The following is an 18,737-nucleotide window of genomic DNA, read 5'->3' on the forward strand; positions in this document are numbered from 1 at the left end:
ATAAACGAAGTGATACGAACCTTTCTTTCACAACACTACTAGCTCGTAATCAGAACGGATAGCCAATACCAAAATTGATAACCAATGGGTTTGGTCCTTTCGAGAGTCGGCGCAACGTAAACTGGGGCAATATAAACCGTTCGTCTACTAATTGTCCTTCGCCATTTGTATACCGACGGGCCGGGTCCCAAACCTTAACGCCCCCGTCGAGCCGGACGATGAAAAACGAAAAATCGAGCCGCAGCCCAACGCCTGTGCCAACGGCAATCTGAGGAATAAACGCATCGAGCTGAAACTCACCTCGATTATTGCTGCCTCTACCCGGCAATCGCCATACGTTGCCCGCATCGATGAAAAACGCACCGTCAACGTCGGCCAGGAGTTTGAAGAGCCGACCCCGCAACTCTGCCGAACCTTCGAGCAGAAAATCGCCGGGCTTTTCAAACGTATACAGAAATTGCCCAACCCGGTCGGGGCTGGGATTCAGGGATTCTTCGATTGTTGGGCGGGGCAGTTCGGAGCCGGGACCTAACCGGCGTGGCAACCACGCCCGGATGCTGTTGCTACCACCTGCGAAGAACAGTTTTTCGTAAGGAGCCGCCCCGCCCGGCCCGTAGCCAAACACCAACCCCGAATTGACCCGGAAGGCCAGTGTTGTGCGGGGGCGCAGGGGAATATAGTGCCGGTAGTCTACGTTGAGCCGCAGGTATTTATAGTATTGTAGACCGGTGGTGTCGGTGGTGCGGAACAACCGCCGAAGCTGGTCATCCCGGAAGAAATTCAGCGTTGTGCCGCCCGACTCGGCCACAACCCGGAAGAAGTTGGCCCGGCGATTCTGGCCCACGGTGTTTGTATTATAGGTGTACGAAAAACTGACGCCCGAGGCAAACGACCGCCGGAAGCTGAGGTAAAGCGTTCCGCCCCGTCGCTGGTCTTCGTCCAGTTCTCTCTGAAATGAAGCACTAATCTCCGAATTGAACCCCGTGCTTGCGTTGATTAAGTTAACGTCGGCAATCAAGACATTAAACTGTTTGGCGGGCGTCGTTTGCCAACTGTAACCAACGGTAGAACGCAACAGCGACCGGATGAAATCGGGCCGGTACGTATTCGTGTAGCCTAAGCTGATCTGCGTTCGGGGATTATACCGGTTAAACTGAAATCGGAAGCGACCCGGCAACAGAATTTGTGGGAAAATGAGTGACGTCGTTACGCCTAATTCCTGTGCCCGGTAAACCTGATCAGTCCCTGCAAAACCTGTTTGTGCCTCAATACCGTAGCGCACGCTGGTTTCGAGGTTTTCTAATCCGCCGAACAAATTTCGGACTCGGAATGTCAAGTTCCCAAATGGGCCGGGGGTGTTATTCTGGCTTTGATAGAGTACAAACAAACCACCTTCAAATGTGTATTCGTACTTGTCTAACGGCGTGGCAGTAATACGTGTCCGAAGTTGCCGGGCGGTAGTATCGGTGAAATCGACGTTCACGAATTTGAACTGATTGAGCAGAAACAATTGCCGCTGCGTATCGCGGTAGTTGGTCAGGCTGTAGGGGGCACCTGGCCTGATGCTAATCTTACTGTCTAAGAGCCGGGCCGAAATGTTGCGTCCGTTGAGCAGGTACGTAATGCCGTTGCGCTGAACCGTATCCAACGCCGTGCGGGCCAGCGGCTGAGTTTCGTCGGGAGTGATGCGTACTTCTACATCGCCAATTTGATAAATAGGGTGCGCCGACCTGCCGGGCGGGTTCAGAATCTGTATCAGTATATCGACGCGCCGATAGAGCGAATCGTCGGCCCCGCGCTGGTCTGTAATACGGCTGGTGGTGTCAACATCGGTAGCGCGGATGTACTGGCGCGAAAATGTGTAATATCCTTTATCGCGCAGTAGCGTTTCGAGTCGCACTTTTTCAGCCGAAAGCTGATCAAAACTAAACCGATCACCCACTTTTAGTACCGATGTATTGAGCGATCCACGCACTAATGAATCGATAGCTGGGTCGGCAATCTGATAATTGACGGTTCTAAGGTGAAAAGCCGCCCGCTCGTTTACAAAATAATTAACCCGAATCTGCCGTCGTCGGAGCGTATCGAGCGTAAACGAAGCCGTAGCGTTGAAAAAGCCGTTGTTTTCAAGGTAGCTTTTCATTTTGGCGGCATTCACCTCGGCGTCGCGCCGGGCAAAATAGGTGGGCGGTTCGCCAAGATTGCGCATGAGCCAGTTGCCTTCTTCTGCTTTCAGGCGCAGCTTTTTCAGTTGGCGGCCATAGCGTCGGTTTAGTCGTTTAAGTGCATCGGGCGCGTAGGCTCCCGACTGATTCATCAGTAGCTGACTTTGCTGTTCAAATTCGTTAGTTTTGGCCTGTAATTCGCGTAATACGGCCTCGCGGTCGTAGCGTCGAAGGCCGAATTGATAAAACCAGAGCGGGGGCGTAATGGGCAGCCCGAGCACACGGCGGTTTGGTTTCTGCGGAATCAGACTTTCGAGCTGATCGTTGGGAATGACCCGGTTGCCGCGTATCGTCTGGGCTGTCAATAGATACTCATTTCGCAGGTTCTTCGGTGCCACGCAACCCGATAAATACGCGAAAAGTGAAACGTGAAAAATGAAAAATAACGTTCGCAGACAGCGTAGCGCGAGGCTGTAACCGCGCTCATGCCAACCATTTCTTACGCTAAACTTTTCACGTTTCACTAAATTTTTCATGCTTTCAAAAAGTCGACAAACCTATATCCGGTCGCTGCATCAGAAGAAATATCGGCAGCAATACGGCGCGTTTTTAGTTGAAGGAACCAAGAGCGTTCAGGAGGTATTGCAATCCAGTTTTGAGATTGAAGCCCTGATTGCGACCGAAGCCTTCTACAAAGAAAACGTCTCGCTGACAGACCACCAACGAACGCCGGTTGAAATTGTATCGGTAGCTGATTTGCAGCGCATCGGTACGCTCGAAAGCAACAACGGTGCCCTCGCTGTGGTCAGAACGAAAGAGAACCGCCCATTAGTAGCTGACACGGGCGAAATTGTCCTGATTTTAGACGACATCCGCGACCCCGGCAACTTAGGCACCATTCTGCGTATTGCCGATTGGTATGGTGTTCATAAAATTCTGTGTTCCGAGACCACCGCCGACGTGTATAACCCCAAAGTGATTTCGGCCAGCAAAGGCTCGTTCACGCGCGTACAATGGTGGTACGGCGATATCATTTCATTATTGCAAAACAGTGCTGAGAATACGACACAGCCTGTTTACGGTGCCTTTCTCGACGGTGCCGACGTGCATACGCTACCCTTTGGACCGGGCGGGTATTTAGTGATGGGCAATGAATCGAATGGCATTCGGCCCGACCTGGAACCATTCGTAACGCAGCGTGTCACGATACCCCGCTACGGCGACGCCGAATCGCTGAACGTGGGCATTGCTACGGCGGTTCTGCTCGACAACTGGCGTCGGGTGAATGGACGTTAAGCTACTTATAGTTGGGCGATTTCGTCGGGCGAAAGCCCCGTAATGGTCGTGATTTGGTCGGTCGGCAAGCCAAGCTGTTTCATTTGCCGGGCTATTTGCTGTTTGGCCTGCAACTCACCTTCTGCCCGTCCTTCTTCCAGACCTATTTGCCGTCCTTCTTCACGGCCTTCCTCCAGCATGGTATCCATTGCATTTTTCAAATCGCGATAGTATTTTAAACTGTCCTGATAAGCCTGCTGCTCGTTTCGGTTAAAATTGGCTAAGGCCGCTACGGAGAATAACTTTTCAAAAATTCGCTCCTGAAACCGTACCGGAATTCGGTCGAGTCGGCCCAGGTTTTTAATAACATACATCCATTTATCAAAACGCGTAATCAGTTCATCTTCAGTTTTCTTGAACTTGGGCATTTCAAGGTAAATGAACCGCAGCTTATCGTTGAAAACCTCCCCAGTCGCTACTTCTATCAGGCGCACGTCGTGTAAAAACTGGTCGGGAGCGGTTTCATCGAACTGAAAATCCATCACCGAAATCGTGTACACGGGTTTCAGCCTATAATCCCAGTCGCCCGATTGCGCCTGCTCCTGAACGGCAAATGTGGCGTAGTATAAACTCCTGTCTTTGAAGAATTTTTGCTTCGCTTTTTGCAGTTCTACGATAAATTTTTCGCCCCGGTCGTTCTGGCAATATAAATCAAAAATTGCTTTGCGGTCGGCTTCGGTTGTGCCCAACTGCTCGTTTTTGAGATAGGTTAGCTGCGTAATGGTTCCCTGCTCGGGTAAAAGCTGATTCAAAAAATCAATCAACAGATCTTTATTGGCTTCTTCTCCAAAGAGTTTCTTGAAACCAAAATCGGTGAAGGGGTTGATGTATTTATCGGGCATGACCGTAGCGCATTGTCAATATAACGTAAAGCTACGAAGCTTCTGACGGCAATCGTCACATAAACGAACTCATGGCCGACTCGTTGGCTAATTCTTCAGCGTGCTCTTTGCCCAAATAGCGGTCAATGAGTGCATGAGCAATGTATAGCACCGGTGTAAGCAATATGGCCGTGGTAGCTTTGTAGAGATAATTGATGATACCTACCGCAATTACCTGCGCCAGCGACCAGTTGCCGAATACATAGAACGCAATACCCAGCACCACAAACGAATCGACCAACTGCGACACCAGCGTAGAGCCGGTGGCCCGCAGCCAGATTTTTCGGCTTCCCGTAATTCGGCGCAGGTATTGAAAAACGGATGCATCCAGAATTTGCCCGATTAGAAAAGCCGTGAGCGAACCGATGATAATGCCAAGCCCCTGCCGAAAAATCAGTTGAAAGGCATTGTTGATATTGATAGGATTACCCATCCCGTCTTTAGCGTTCACGTCGAGCCAGAACTGGGCAGGGGGCAGCGTGGTTACGGCGTAGATAATCAGGAAGCTATACGCCACAAATCCAGCGGTTAGAAACGAAATTCGCCGAACGCCCGCCTTGCCAAAATATTCGTTGATAATGTCGGACGTGACGAACACAAACGGCCAGATAACGGCCCCCGCCGTAAGGTTAAAATCTAATACAAAATCGCCGAAGAGATGAATCTGAGCCGGAGGAACACCCAGCAGGGTCTCACCCGAGAAGATTTTAACGCCGATAATTTCGGCAATCAGCGCGTTGGTCAGAAACACCGCACTCAGGAAAATGTACAGGTTTGTACGCTTGTTCGTGAACGAGTAGGAAGGCATGGTGGAATTTACGATTTATAAAAATATAGATTACTTCCGTTTGTATACCCCTCCGTTTCGGTTTTTTCGTAGCGGAGGGCCAGTGCCGGGGCACGCTGGAAAAGTTTTTCAACGACATTTTCGCGGTCGATGATATAATCGGGTGGGTCTTGCCGGAAATGATCGAAGACGTTGATAACCGCTTCGTAATTGTCTAAGTTTTTCAGGTCATACTTCGCCAGATCCCAGTTCAGGTAGGGGGTAGCTGGCCTGTTGTCGCGGTAGGCACTCAGGTCTTCACCAATAATCAGAATTTTTTGACCTGTCAAACGGGCTGTAAGCGACGATGACTGCACCCGTAACTGGCTCAGCCGCCCCAGTTCGGCACCCGGAATCAGGCCAAGCACACCCTGATAAAACAGCAATAACATCAGCGAAAACGCCATGATGAAACCCAGTTCGGCCAGCCACGCTTTGCGCATGTGATCGAAGTAAAACACGGCGAAGTAGGCCATTGGCGGAACAAAACCCAGAAACGACATTGGGGCCAGAAACGGCATCAGCACAATGGTAAGCACGGCAACGATAAACCAGATTACCATGATCTGCTGTACCCGTTGCTGCATGTTTACGTAGCGGCTCGTGGTATTAAACAGACTCAGAAAACCCAGCACACCTAAGCCCAGCGGAATCAGCAACGAAGCTGCCAGCGACTGAAAATCGGACAACGAATACTGCCGCACCCGAAACACCGACGACAGCAGGTTGCGGTTGAGGTCGTCTAAGCTGTTGTTGAGGTAGTAATACAGAAGCATGGCGGCTATCGGGAATAGAAAGCCGAATACCGACAGCGAGTGTTGCCGGAATGTGGCCCCCGTAAAAAACAGTAACGACAGCGTGGCCCAGAGAATAAACAGTGCCGAGGGCAGGTAAAATAAAGAGGCTATACCGATGTAGAACCCCACTTCAAACACTTCGTCGGTGGCTCCGCGCCGGTCCATTTGCTTCACTAAAGTGCCAAAGGCCAACAATAAAAAACTTGTTGACATCAATACGGGCGACAGCGTCAGGCAGTCATACGACAAATGCATAAACAACATGTACATCAAACCGGGCCAGAACGAACGGTCGGCATACAAATCGCGGTTATTGGCAACGTAGTTGAAGTAGATAATCTGAAAAATTGTCACGACCGTAGCGGCTGCGTGCAGAGCCGCCTGCGACCGCCCGAAGAGTGCGTTCAACCCCCAATAAACCATAGCCGAAAGCGGGCTAAGGCTGTCCCAGATGTCGCGGTAAAGCAAATCGCCCTGACTCATTTGCTCGCCAACCAGCATCCAGTTGAGTTCGGGCATCAGCAGTGGTAGCGGATTCAGCAGCAACGGCAACCGGATAAGCAGCAATAATCCCAGCAGACTGGCGTATTGGTAGGGAAAGTATGATCGGAAGAAACTAAGCACGCGTCAGTTATCAGTCAACAGTCAGTTATCAGTCAAATTTACAGTCAATTTCGGCAGAACGAAAAAAGCTGTGGATATTTGCAACCACGGCGTCAACCAATTCGGCGGTTGATTGTAACAACAAAGTCAGCCACCCCGTGTTGTTACGGTACGGCCTGACTCAATCCCAACAGCAATGGAATCGAAACGACAGCAGAAAGTAGGACGGCAGTTGCAGAAAGATTTAAGTGAGATTTTTCAGCGCGAAGTGCCGCATCTATTCAACGGACCCGCCAATCCGGGCGCGTTTATCACTGTCACCAGTGTGCGCATCTCGCCCGATTTGAGCGTAGCCCGCATCTACCTCAGCTTTCTGGCGACCAAGAACAAGGAAATGCTGCTCGATGAGATTCGTGAGAAAAGCAAAACCATCCGGCAACACCTCGCCGAACGCGTTCGGCATCAACTCCGCATCGTACCCGAACTGAATTTCTTCCTCGACGATACTGCCGAATACGCCGATAAGATGGACAAACTTTTCGCCGGACTCGACATCCCGCCCGCACCTGAAGAAGATGACGAATGATTAAATGACTGACTGATTGACTGGTTGAATGATTGAATGTAAGCTCGCCCCTCATTCAATCATTCAGTCATTCATTCATTCAGTCAGTCATTCAGTCATTCAGTCAGTCAGTCATTCAGTCATTTTCTATGAACCTCCCCACCTGGATTGCCCGACGGTATTTTTTCTCGCGTAAAAAACGCAGTTTTATTAGCTGGCTGTCGATTTTTTCGATGCTGGGCGTGGGCGTCGGTACAATGGCCCTGATTGTAGTGTTGTCGGTGTTTAACGGCATGGAAGAGCTGAACCGGCAAATTTTCAAGTCGTTCGAGGCCGACATGACCGTGTCGCCGGTTGAAGGCAAGCGGTTTTTAGCCTCATCGGCATTGCTGACCAAACTGCGGCAGGTGCCCGGCGTGGCATTAGTAACGCCTGTCGCCCAGGACAACGCTCTGGCTCGCTATGCCGACCGGCAAACGGTGGTGCGCGTAAAGGGCGTCGATGATAACTATGTGCAACGCGCTCAAATGGACTCGGCAATGATTGACGGGCGGCTGCTGTTGCGCGAAAACGGCATCAATTACGCCGTCGTGGCCGATGGCGTTCGCAGCGACCTGAGCATTTCGCCGGTCGATATTCTGACACCTCTCGAAGTGCTGTATCCGCAAAGCGGGCAGGCATTCAGCGTACTGAATCCCGACGCCTTCAATCGCGAAGCCATGACGGTAGCGGGGGTATTTTTTATCGAAGCCACTAATTACGGCAACCTTGTGCTGGTGCCGTTACGTGTGGCCCGCACGCTGTTCAGCTACCAGCCCGATGAAGTAACGGGTCTTGAAATTCAGCTTCGGCCCGGCACCGACGAAGCAGCCGCCAAACAGGCGTTGCAGGCCGTAGTGAATACGACGCTAACCGTGCAAAGCCGCGACGATCTCAACCAGAATCTGTATCGTACCATCCGCATCGAAAAACTGGTTGTAGCCCTCACGCTGGCGTTTATTATCCTGATTGCGTCGATCAACATATTCTTTTCCCTCTCGATGCTGGTTGTCGAAAAGCGCGACGACATCAAAATTCTGTTCGCGATGGGAGCCACCACTGGGCTGGTACGCCGGATTTTCCTGACCGAAGGAGCTATTATTGCCCTGACGGGTGCCATTACGGGCTTGGTGCTGGGCATTAGCATTTGCCTGATACAGCAGAGCTACGGCCTTATTACGATGGGTACGACCAGTTCGATTGTTGACGCCTATCCTGTCAGGCTTGAACTGACCGACGTTGTTATGACAGCCATACTGGTAATTCTCGTTACCATTCTGACCTCCTGGTTTCCGGCACAGCGGGCAGCCGAATCAGTGAACAGATAACAGTGGAGACAGTGAACAGTGAGCAGCCAACAACCAACAGTTTTTATTTATCCGACTAACATCACTGTTGGTTGTTGGCTGCTCACTGTTCACTGTTATCACCAGCCAGCCGCGATATTCAGCCCGAATACGCCCTGCGATCCGCCCGACCGCTGCCACGGAATAGCATAAAATGGTTCTAAGACCGCAAAGCCCAGCAAATTCAGCCGCAAGGATACGCCAGTGCTATAAACAGGTGTGGTTGACACCGACGGTGCATTCAGGCGTAATCGGTCGGGTTCAAGACCAGTGCGGCCCCAGGCATAACCAGCATCGGCAAATAGGGCTATTTCTGTCGGAAACACACGACTACGGAATAAGGCCATGCGCTCGTGACCAGTCAGCGACAGGCGTAGCTCGGCGTTGGCAACGGCCATACTGCTGCCCTGCATCTGATTCAGCGATACGTCGCCGTCGCCCCGGTAGGGGTTCGAAGCGTAGGTTTGGGCCGCGTAACCCCGCACCAGCGTTGGGAAGCCCACGAAAAAGGGCGGAATGATACCCGTAGCCGCATCGCGCCCATACCGGCCCATGTGCAGCCCCCGGAAGGCCAGCGTGAGTGGTCGGAACCGCAAATACTGCCGGTAGTCGGCGGTTATGGTGTTCATCTGCAACGGCCCAAACGAGGTTTCAGCACCCACCCGGTAGCGGTGTCCTTTGAGCGGAGCCACCGGGCCGGGCGTGGTATTGTCGCCCACATAGGCCGCCGACAGTTGTGCCGTGTAAAGGTCGGCGGGCGAGGGAAGCCGCTGCCGGTCAGTACCAATCAGATTACCCCGGAAGAAAAACTCGCTCGTTCGCACGGTCGAAAAACTATACCGCGACACGGCCCCGGCCAGTTCCACCCGACGTGTGCGCGACAGCGGGAGGTAGCTAAACAGCGTAGCCTGCTGCTCAAAGGTGCGCTGTACGTCGGTGGCGCGTTCCAGCACTGGCACGGTTTGCCCGCCTACGTCGATGGTGGTTAGTCGCGACCCCACACCTCCCGACCGAAACGGCACGTGCGACAGCGACGCGCCCCAGTTGATGCGTTTACGTCGATTCAGGTACGTAATCTGCCCCGATACGTCGGTGATTTCGCCCGCTACGGCCAATCCAACGCTCAGTTGCCGGTCGCCAAGCATATCGCTGAACGTTGCGTTTACTCCGCCCGATAGGTTGGTGCCAAAGCGGTTGGCCGTTACGCCCGCGCCCCCGCCACCACTGCCGCTGATCCCCGTAATACGCAATTGGTTGCGCATCGGTGCAGCCTGTACAGGCTCGGTGCGTAGCGGGTCGTTGGGCCGGGTCGAGTTAAGCCGGGCCGCTACAAAATCCTGATTGAACCGGGGTAGCGGAGGCAGCGTGGCCGCTGTATGATCGACAGACTTGTTGGTGAGCGGAAGCCACAGTAAATCAAGCGGTTCGGCGCGGTACATGTAGTAGCCCTGCCGCTCGAAACGGGAGAACACCACCTGCCCCGTTTCGGGCGAAACGCTCAGTGCGGGCGCATGGGGTGTGATACCCGAAATGCCGGTAAAGAAACGCGTAAGCTGATAGGTTTCATCGCCGAAGGGCCGATGAGCGTACAGATTGCGGTATCCGTCGCGGTCGGACAGAAAATAAATTGTTTGATTATCGGTGCCGAATACGGGATTCAGATTGTCGGCACCGGGAAAAATATCTAAGATGCGCGGAGCATTGGCCGCCACGTCGAACAGGGCCAGCCGGTGATCGAACGCCAGCGGTCGGTCGTCCTGTTTGGCGGGCTGATCGGTGGCGTAGGCCAGCATCCGGCCATCGGGCGACCAACTCGGCTGTAACTCAGAATAGCGGTCGTTGGTCAACTGCCGCACACTGCCGTCCTGAAGGTCGTATAAGTACAGATCGGTCTGCCCATCTACCAGTCCGTTTACGGCAATGTACCGGTTATCGGGCGACCAGGCCGGGTTAGAAAAAGCGGGTACACCCGGAATCTCTATCTCGCGCCGGATGCGCCCATTGCTGACATCTACCACCACCAGGCGGTTTCGACCTCTCGCAAACGCCACAAAACCAAACTGTTTGCTATCGGGCGACCATGTGCCGGCAGACTCTAAGTAACTTAGTGCGTCGAGGTGGCTGTTACGGGTGGTGCTGATCAGTTTGCGCAACACCCGACCCGTGCGGGCATCGGCCAGAAAGACGTCTATCGAAAACAGATTTTTTTCGGACAGATAGGCTACATACCGCCCATTGGGACTGAGGGCCGGTGCCAGTTGCATAGACGTGAGTACGTTACGATTCAGCACGCGCGACAAATTGGTAGGCGTGGATGGGAATGGCACGAATTGCGCCCGTAATGATGCCTGCCACCGACGCGAAAACTCTGCCGACGAGACCCCCAGCACCCGTTGCAAAGCCGGTTCAACACCTTGCCGGGCCGCAGTCAGAAACAGCGGACGCACAACCTGCTCACCCCAGGTGCCGGTAGTGAATGCCCAGAATGCATGGCCCCAGCGGTATGGGAAAAAGCGAGGGTTGGCGGTCAGGTCGTTCAGCGTGGGCAGGTCGTTGGCCTGAACGGCGTCGCGCATCCATAAGGCCGTATGCGCATCAACCGGACCGATAGAGAGGTATTCGGCCATCCCCTCAATAAACCAGAGCGGCAACTGAAACAGCCCTGCTATCGATGCCGAATCGCCACTTTGCGCCATCTGAAACTGAAGCGCGTGAACAATCTCGTGCCCTAAAACATGATCGGTTTGGGCGTTTACCTTCGTAATGGGCATCACGATACGGTTTTTCAATGCTTCGGCAAACCCGCCAGTGGCCGGATCGATAGGGCCGGGCGTAACGTTGGTTTGTTGAAAATCAGCGTGATTGTTGTAGAGAATAACCGGATTTCGAAACGGAATCGAATCGCCCAGCACATGCCGGTGGGTTTTGTACCAGATTTCGCTTTGCCGCGCCCAGAAGTCGCGGATAGAGTCGTTTTTAAGGTAGTGATAGAGTTCGAAATTGCGGGTTTGATGCAGCTTGAACTGGAAGGTAGTGTAGCCAATTTTGTTTTGCCCGAAATACTGCGCCCTACAGTCGGTAAGCCCCAGACCTATTAGCAGCAGCCCAATCAGCAGTTGAGCCATTTGCGGGCGCGATAACGACAGAAAACGGTGTTGCCAGCGTGCCATAGATAACGTCAGAGTTTGTCGATGATTTCATCGTCAAAACTCTAACGCACGGATTATAAGCCAATTAGACAAAAATTAAAAGTTGATTAGAGCGTCGTTCCAGTATCTACGCTGATAATATAAGCCCGCCCGCCTTCGCGCTCGATAGCTTCGGCCACCGCTTCCGGATTTTCTGGCGCATACGCAAACATACAGCCGCCCCCGCCCGACCCGTTGATTTTGCCACCCAATGCGCCAGCGTTCAGAGCCGCGTCGAGCATCCGGTTTATTTTGGGCGTGCTGATGCGTTGGGCGTCGCGGAGGTTGGTTTGGTGGTCGGTCAGGAGTTGGCCGAAGAGGGCGTGGTTCAGGGTGGGTGCTTGCAGTACGTTTAAAGCTTCGTGCAGAATGTCGCGGTTGGCGAGGTTGCCTTTCAGCAAAACGTATTCGTCTTTACTGAGCATGTCTTTGAACTCAGCGGCCTCGGTAAGTCCGGACGTGTGCAGCGAAAACGCCGGATTAACGCCCCGGATGCGCTGCAAAATGTCGAGCATCCCGAACTTCACCCGTCCCAGAATACCGACCGTATCTTTCGGCTCCTGCGAGTCGCCGAGCACAAATGTACCCAGCACAGGCACAAGCGGAACAAGCCGAATCTGCGGCTGCGATTCCAAATAAATTACATTGCCTACAGCCGTACTATAGTGATCCATCATGCCTCCCGGTTCGCCAAATTCCAGCACTTCGGCCATGTAGGCCAATTCTGCCAGTCGTTCGGCAGCGAGCAGACGCGGCTCGTCGGCCAATCGGGTCAGCACATTAAGCCACGTAACGAGCAGAGCCGACGAACTCGACGTGCCGGAGTTGATGGGAATGTTACCGCGCACCTCGCCCGCGATGCCCCGCGAAAACGTGTACCCTTCGCGCAGCAGCACGTTGATGGCCGAGCGGAAATAATCCCGGTCATGCTCATAAACGAGCGGCATCCCATCGAACGGAATCGCTACGGAACTCCCGATGTCGGGCAGGTTTAGCCGAAAGCCGGGCGTTGGCGTAGTGTCGGCATTGATTTGAATCCGGCGCGAGATAGCGGCTGCAATAACGGGCAGGCCGAGGTAATCCTGGTGTTCGCCGAACAGACAAACCCGACCGGGTGTAGAGATTGAAATAGGCATTAAGCTAAGGACAGTACTTCAAACTGACGATGTTCTTGCCGGGCTTTTGCTACAATTTCTTCTAATAGTTTTGCTACGTCGTTGGCAATCCACTCTTCGCCACACTGTTCGCAAATTGTAGCCGGAACATGCCGAACCACTACTAAATTTTCGCCCAGATCAGCCGTGAAGGTTGTTCGTCCCGGTTGCTTACTACCATCACAGACAGGGCATTGATTTGATCTCATCAGGTTTTACGCGTTTTATAATCTTCCTCAAACCGCTCCAATGATGGGTTGTAGGCTGTGATGATATGTGTCTCTGCATTTGTTTCATTCAAAGACGCCACAATGTGCAAAGGCCCATGCTCAGTGAAACATAAAAACAAAGCACTTGCAAATGGCGTATCGTCTGGATACTCCTGAATAATAACACCAAAGATCAAGCCATTCAAGACATCCGCCTGGCGAATGTTGCGTTCAGCTATTCGTTGTAAAACGTGTTTCTTCCACTGAACGTTACCACTCGCAACAGATTTCTTCAGTAAATCATGATTCATAATTTACCAACTCGACTTTTTATAGCCCGATACAGCATAGTACAGAATAAATCCAAACATAGGCAGCAGCAGCGCGTAGGCTATTTTGGGGCTAACGGCATCGGTGAGGTAGCCGTGTAGCAGGGGTAAAACGGCTCCGCCCGCAATGGCCATGATGAGCAATGCCGAGCCGAGTTTGGTGAATTTGCCGAGCCGGTTCAGTGCCAGCGGCCACACAGCAGGCCAGGTGGGCGCAATGGCAAACCCCATCAGTGCAATGCATAGTATGGATGTAAAACCGTCAGTCACTAACGCGCCAACAGTTAGAATCAGGGCCAGAATCATGCCGTAACGCAGCGCGTTTTGTTGCGAAATCCAGCGGGGAATGGCTACAATCCCCAGCACATAACCCGCCAGCAGGCCATAGAGCGTATATTCGGTGAAGTGCTTGGCTTCGTCGTTGCTAAACCCAATGGCCTTACCGTAGTTGATGATGGTATCGCCCGTAATTACTTCGGCCCCCACGTAACAGAATAGAGCCAAAGCCCCTAAAACCAAGTTTGGAAACTGCCAGATGCTGGTGTGGTTTCGCAACGTCGAACCGGACGCATAATCGGCGGTGGTGTCGTCTTGTTCTTCTGATACTTCGGGCAGGTTTGAGAAGCGAATCAGTCCCGCCAGCACAACCAGAACGCCCGTCAGAATCAGATATGGCTGCACCACCTTTTGCAGACTCTCGGCCCCCACAGCCACGCTTGTGCCAGTGAGTAATATTCCCCCAAAAACGCGCTGACTAATAATACCTGCCAACTTGTTGGCAATACCCAGAAAGCTGATCCGCTGGGCTGCACTTTCGCGCGGGCCGAGAATAGTGGCGTATGGGTTCGAGGCCGTTTGCAGCACCGTAAGCCCGATGCCAATCAGAAATAGGCCCACTAAAAACAGCGGGTATGACACGGCATTGGCCGCCGGTACGAAAATCAGCGTACCAATCGCCATTGTCAATAGCCCCAGCGACATGCCGTTTTTAAACCCCGTTCGTTTCAGCACCGCCGACGATGGAATGGCCATGACCGTGTAGGAAATGAAAAACGCAAAAGCCACCAGATTGGAGCCTACCGTACTGAGGTCAAATGCCTGTTTGAAAAAGGCAATGAGCACACTGTTGACCCACGTAACGAAGCCAAACACAAAAAAAAGTGCTCCGATAATGAGCAGCGGGCCGGTGTAATTCTGAGATTTAGGGGGAGTGGCGGTTGGAGTCAATGTCTGAACCGGGATTAGCCCGGATTTATAGGATTAAACAAGATTATCTGACGCGTAAAAGCCTTCAATTATAAGAAAATCCTGTTCAATCTAATACATCTTAATTAATCCTGGTTCAGAATGCATCATCCAGCCCAAAAATGCGCTTGTTGGTTTTCCACTTGCCGCGTGTGAAATCAGGAATGTCAACGGCCTGACTGCCTTTCGCGATGCTTAGCTCCGATAGCGGGCTGATGGCACTCCACGCGGCTGCGTCATACACGTCGATGGGCACGGGGCCTTTCGCTTTTACGGCTTCGATGAACGCCCGTAATACAAAAAAGTCGATGCCGCCGTGGCCCGCGTTTTCGGCGGTTTGGGCATGGCGTTTCCAGAGCGGATGGTCGTAGCGTTCCTGATAGGTTGCAAACGGCTCCCACGTGTGCGGCTTCGGCGACTTACCCTCCAGATAAATCATGTCGTTGTCGTCCATCCAGATGCCTTCCGTGCCCTGCGCCCTGAAACCGAGCGAGTAAGGGCGGGGCGAGTTGGTGTCGTGCATGATTACGATGTTCTCGCCATCCGCGCATTCGATCATGGTTGTCACCACGTCGCCAAGTTTGAAGTTGACTTTGGCGTTCGGATGATCTTTGCCGCCTTTATCGACCACGTACTTGTGCAGCCCCGGCTTTTGGTTGCCATGCTCGTGAGCCGTACAAACTGATTGCCCCGGTTGATGTCGAACCAGTGTGCCACCGGACCGAGGCCGTGCGTAGGGTAGAGGTCGCCGTTGCGGTCGACGGAGTGTTGGGTGCGCCAGCGGGCTTCGGCATACCCTTTCGGGCCAAATTCAACGCCACCGCCCGCGTATTGCTTACCATTGTTAAACTTGATGTCGCGCAGGTCGTGCTGATAGCCGCAGTGTGCGTAGGTCATCTCGCCGAACAACCCCTGCCGAATCATGTTCAGCACCGCCATTACGTCGCGCCGGTAGCATACGTTTTCCAGAATCATGCACGGCATTTTGGTCTGTTCGGAGGTGTTCACCAGATCCCACGACTCCTGCAAGGTCACGGTGGCCGATACTTCTACGGCGGCATATTTACCCGCTTTCATGGTCGCAACGGCCATCGGTACGTGCCATTCCCAGGGCGTGGCGATCACCACCCCGTCGAGGTCGTTGCGTTGCAGCATCTGCCGGAACGCTTCGGCTCCGTTGGTGTACGCTTCCGGTTTTTTCCGGCCACTTTTTTCAATCATCGCATTAGTACGACTGATCGCTTCGGGGTCGATGTCGCAGATAGCCGGAATCTGCACGTCGGCCCGGTACAGAGCCTGTTCAACGTGGCTGCGTCCGCGAGAGCCAATACCAATGAAGCCCAGTCGAACGACCGAATCAGCGGGTTTCGCCGGGCCGCGTTCGGCTTTAGTAAGAATGGTCGGAAAAACAGACGCATCCACTGTGGATACTGCCCCGGTGGATACTGCGGCACCGGCAAAAGCCGTTGTGCGGATAAACTGGCGTCGGGTAGGGTGAGGCATAGGTCGGTCAGAATTTTTGGCAATATAACCCAAAGCAGCAAAACGGGCCAGTCTCCGCATCGCGTTGGTATTTTCGCTACGTTAGGCGTAGAATTCCGAACCCTCCAGATTTCATGAACTACCGTTCCCGTGTTTTATCTTTTTTAGTAGCACTTTCGGCTATTACGTACATCGACCGTACCTGCATCTCTCTCGTTGCCGCCGACATGAAGCAAGACCTCGGTATCGAAAATGATGCCTGGGGCTGGGTACTGAGTGCGTTTGCGCTGTCTTACGCGCTGTTTGAATTACCTACCGGCGCACTCGGCGACCGGCTTGGCCCCCGGCGCGTGCTGACGCGGGTAGTAGCCTGGTGGTCGGTGTTCACGGCTCTGACTGGCACGGCCACGTCGTGGCTGTATTTAGTGATTGTGCGGTTTCTGTTCGGGGCGGGTGAAGCCGGAGCGTATCCAAACGCGTCGATTGTGGTATCGCGGTGGTTTCCGCGTCAGGAAACGGGCCGGGCGCAGGCATTTATCTGGGCCGCCGGGCGAGTGGGTGGGGTACTGGCTCCGTGGCTCGTGATTCCGGTGGCCGCGCAATTCGGCTGGCGGGTATCGTTTTTTGCGATGGGCCTGCTGGGTGTAGTTTGGGCCGTGGCGTGGTATGGCTGGTTCCGCGATTTTCCGCACGAAGAACCACGCGTGTCGGCAGATGAGGTGCAGCACATCGAAGCCAATCGCCGGTTTCGGGCACACAGCCACCACATTCCGTGGCGGGCCGTGCTGCGTAGTCCGAACATGTGGGCCATTATGCTCATGTTCCATTTTTACATGTACGGAGCCTATTTTTTCACCGGCTGGTTGCCAACTTACCTGAAAGAAGGACGCGGTTTTGGCAAAGACGAGATGCAGATCTTCGCTACACTGCCGTTTTTTCTGGGAGCCATTGGCTGTTTTACAGGCGGTTATGCCAGCGACTGGCTTGCCAAACGCTACGGTCTGAAAGTAGGCCGGAGGGCAGTAGGCATCGTCGGGATGGGATTATCGGCCATTGTCATCTGTCTGTCTGCCCTCACGAAAGATAACCAAACGGCGGCTGTGCTGCTGGCAATGGGAATGGGCTTCAAAGACCTGACCCTGCCCGTCTCGTTCGCGGTCTGCAACGACGTTGGCCGCAGTCAGTCGGGTACAGTATCGGGGGCCATGAACATGGTGGGGCAGTTGGGAGCCGTATTTCTGGGCGTACTATTCGGCTATATTGTGAAAGCCACTGGCGACTTCAACCTGCCGCTGTTCCTGATTGCGGGCCTGCTGCTGTGTTCCTGCCTGCTCTGGCTCCGCATCGACCCAACGGAGGAAGTGGCGTTGTCATAGTTTGTTCCACCAATGCTCCGTTTTCAATGCTCCGCCAACCGTGATTGGCTCGCCAATGCGTGGAGTAGTCACGGGGATGCCCTTTTCGGCGGCACTGACTACGAGTTGCTGAATCGGTTCGTTCCAGGCGTGATAGGCCAGCGCAAATTTGCCCCAGTGAACAGGTAGCAGCGTTTTGGCCCGCAAGTCCTGCGCGGCTGTGGCTACTTCAGTTGGAAACATGTGAATGCTGGGCCAGTCGCGGCCATATTGCCCGCATTCGAGAATCGCCAGGTCGAAGGGGCCGTAGGTTGTGCCAATCTGCTTGAACTGCCCGTCGTAGCCCGAATCGCCACCCAGAAAAAGCCGGTAGCCGTGCAGGTCGAACACAAACGAGGTCCAGAGCGTGCGGCCCCGCGCCAGACTCCGGCCCGAAAAGTGCCGCGCCGGGGTAGCCGTCAGCACGATACTGTCGGCAACCTGATGGGTTTGACCCCAGTCAAATTCTACGATGCGGTCGGGCGAGATACCCCAGCGTTCGAGGTGGGCACCTACGCCGAGAGCCGTGTAAAATTTCTTCACACGTGGGGCCAGTTCGGTAATGGTTTTGTGGTCTAAATGGTCGTAGTGGTCGTGCGAAATCACGAGCATATCGATGTCGGGCAGGTCGCTGGCAGCATACGCATCAGCTCCGGCAAAAGCCCGCCCGAACAGCGACACCGGCGACGCACTGCCGCTCAACACCGGATCGACCAAAATGGTAACCCCCTTTGATTTAATCAGGTATGAGGAATGCCCAAACCACACCACCGTCGGCACCGAGTCGGGTAGGGCGTGTAAGTTTGTTTGTACAGTGGGCAGTGGTTTCGGCGGGGTGTTAATTGGCGATTTGTTGATGTAATCGCCAATCATAGCGAAGTACGACGCACCCTGCCGCATCACGTCAGTAGGCTCTGTATTCTGAAACGAACCGTTGCGATAGTTAGGCGACTGCTGAATGCGTTCGAGTCGGGTGGTGGCCGGATCACTGCCGAAAACGGGTTGACGCAGGTAAAAAAAGCCGCCAATGGCTACCAGCAAAAGAGCAATCAGTCCAACAAGCATACTAATTTTCAGACGGTTCATATCCAGCGAACGGCGTTCGGAAGGGGCCGGTTCCACACCGTCGGAATATACGCCCGTGGCTGATTGCTCTATGTGGTAATCGTTCTCCGCTAC

Annotated in this window: 14 protein-coding genes and 1 pseudogene; 4 read left to right on the forward strand and 11 right to left on the reverse strand. The window is 53.5% G+C overall.

The window, feature by feature from the left end; genetic code table 11:
* Positions 1 to 49: 49 nt before the first annotated feature.
* Positions 50 to 2,701: a translocation and assembly module lipoprotein TamL gene (gene tamL, locus AWR27_RS03325; RefSeq protein ID WP_083732734.1), complete on the reverse strand. Its 2,652-nt coding sequence runs from the start codon at positions 2,699 to 2,701 to the stop codon at positions 50 to 52.
* On the opposite strand from tamL, the gene AWR27_RS03330 reads away from it, so the two are divergent.
* A complete protein-coding gene (locus AWR27_RS03330; protein ID WP_077129892.1) occupies positions 2,700 to 3,461 on the forward strand; it encodes a TrmH family RNA methyltransferase in 762 nt (253 codons plus the stop codon). The two genes, tamL and AWR27_RS03330, sit on opposite strands and share 2 nt — an antisense overlap.
* 5 nt (positions 3,462 to 3,466) lie before the next feature.
* Here the strand turns inward: AWR27_RS03330 and AWR27_RS03335 are convergent, their stop codons facing one another.
* Genes AWR27_RS03335 through AWR27_RS03345 form a run of 3 tightly spaced genes read right to left on the reverse strand, consistent with a single transcriptional unit; the run spans position 3,467 to position 6,628 of the window.
* Entirely contained in the window at positions 3,467 to 4,342 is an 876-nt protein-coding gene (locus tag AWR27_RS03335; RefSeq protein ID WP_077129893.1) for an Rpn family recombination-promoting nuclease/putative transposase, read from the reverse strand.
* A gap of 55 nt (positions 4,343 to 4,397) precedes the next feature.
* A complete protein-coding gene (locus tag AWR27_RS03340; RefSeq protein WP_077129894.1) occupies positions 4,398 to 5,189 on the reverse strand; it encodes a queuosine precursor transporter in 792 nt (263 codons plus the stop codon).
* An 8-nt stretch (positions 5,190 to 5,197) separates the two neighbouring features.
* Positions 5,198 to 6,628 carry a DUF6427 family protein gene (locus AWR27_RS03345; protein ID WP_077129895.1) on the reverse strand — a complete coding sequence of 477 codons (1,431 nt, stop codon included), beginning with the start codon at positions 6,626 to 6,628 and terminating at the stop codon, positions 5,198 to 5,200.
* Between the two features lie 175 nt (positions 6,629 to 6,803).
* On the opposite strand from AWR27_RS03345, the gene rbfA reads away from it, so the two are divergent.
* The gene (gene rbfA, locus AWR27_RS03350) at positions 6,804 to 7,193 is read left to right on the forward strand and encodes a 30S ribosome-binding factor RbfA (RefSeq protein ID WP_077129896.1); all 390 of its coding nucleotides are present in this window, start codon (positions 6,804 to 6,806) and stop codon (positions 7,191 to 7,193) included.
* 128 nt (positions 7,194 to 7,321) lie between these two features.
* Positions 7,322 to 8,539: an ABC transporter permease gene (locus AWR27_RS03355; RefSeq protein ID WP_077129897.1), complete on the forward strand. Its 1,218-nt coding sequence runs from the start codon at positions 7,322 to 7,324 to the stop codon at positions 8,537 to 8,539.
* Between the two features lie 98 nt (positions 8,540 to 8,637).
* On the opposite strand, the gene AWR27_RS03360 is transcribed toward AWR27_RS03355, so the two are convergent.
* The 6 genes and pseudogenes from AWR27_RS03360 to AWR27_RS03385 all read right to left on the reverse strand — a co-directional run bounded on the left by AWR27_RS03360 (position 8,638) and on the right by AWR27_RS03385 (position 16,185).
* Positions 8,638 to 11,727 (reverse strand): BamA/TamA family outer membrane protein, encoded by a 3,090-nt coding sequence (locus AWR27_RS03360; RefSeq protein WP_083732735.1) that lies wholly within the window; start codon positions 11,725 to 11,727, stop codon positions 8,638 to 8,640.
* Between the two features lie 86 nt (positions 11,728 to 11,813).
* Positions 11,814 to 12,881 carry a mevalonate kinase family protein gene (locus tag AWR27_RS03365; protein WP_077129898.1) on the reverse strand — a complete coding sequence of 356 codons (1,068 nt, stop codon included), beginning with the start codon at positions 12,879 to 12,881 and terminating at the stop codon, positions 11,814 to 11,816.
* The gene (locus AWR27_RS03370) at positions 12,881 to 13,108 is read right to left on the reverse strand and encodes a type II toxin-antitoxin system MqsA family antitoxin (RefSeq protein WP_077129899.1); all 228 of its coding nucleotides are present in this window, start codon (positions 13,106 to 13,108) and stop codon (positions 12,881 to 12,883) included. Before AWR27_RS03370 ends, AWR27_RS03365 begins: the two co-directional genes overlap by 1 nt.
* Complete coding sequence (locus AWR27_RS03375; RefSeq protein WP_077129900.1) at positions 13,108 to 13,419, reverse strand: DUF4258 domain-containing protein; 312 nt, start codon at positions 13,417 to 13,419, stop codon at positions 13,108 to 13,110. The genes AWR27_RS03370 and AWR27_RS03375 overlap by 1 nt, the downstream gene beginning before the upstream one ends.
* 3 nt (positions 13,420 to 13,422) lie before the next feature.
* Positions 13,423 to 14,664, reverse strand: a complete 1,242-nt coding sequence (locus AWR27_RS03380) for a sugar MFS transporter (protein ID WP_077129901.1) — start codon at positions 14,662 to 14,664, stop codon at positions 13,423 to 13,425.
* Positions 14,665 to 14,779: 115 nt separating this feature from the next.
* Positions 14,780 to 16,185, reverse strand: a pseudogene (locus tag AWR27_RS03385) (Gfo/Idh/MocA family protein).
* Positions 16,186 to 16,298: 113 nt separating this feature from the next.
* On the opposite strand from AWR27_RS03385, the gene AWR27_RS03390 reads away from it, so the two are divergent.
* Positions 16,299 to 17,540, forward strand: a complete 1,242-nt coding sequence (locus AWR27_RS03390) for an MFS transporter (protein WP_077129902.1) — start codon at positions 16,299 to 16,301, stop codon at positions 17,538 to 17,540.
* Here the strand turns inward: AWR27_RS03390 and AWR27_RS03395 are convergent.
* The gene (locus AWR27_RS03395; protein WP_077133775.1) at positions 17,535 to 18,644 is read right to left on the reverse strand and encodes an MBL fold metallo-hydrolase; all 1,110 of its coding nucleotides are present in this window, start codon (positions 18,642 to 18,644) and stop codon (positions 17,535 to 17,537) included. The genes AWR27_RS03390 and AWR27_RS03395 overlap by 6 nt on opposite strands.
* Positions 18,645 to 18,737: the final 93 nt, after the last annotated feature.

Source organism: Spirosoma montaniterrae, from assembly GCF_001988955.1.
GTDB classification, from domain to species: domain Bacteria; phylum Bacteroidota; class Bacteroidia; order Cytophagales; family Spirosomataceae; genus Spirosoma; species Spirosoma montaniterrae.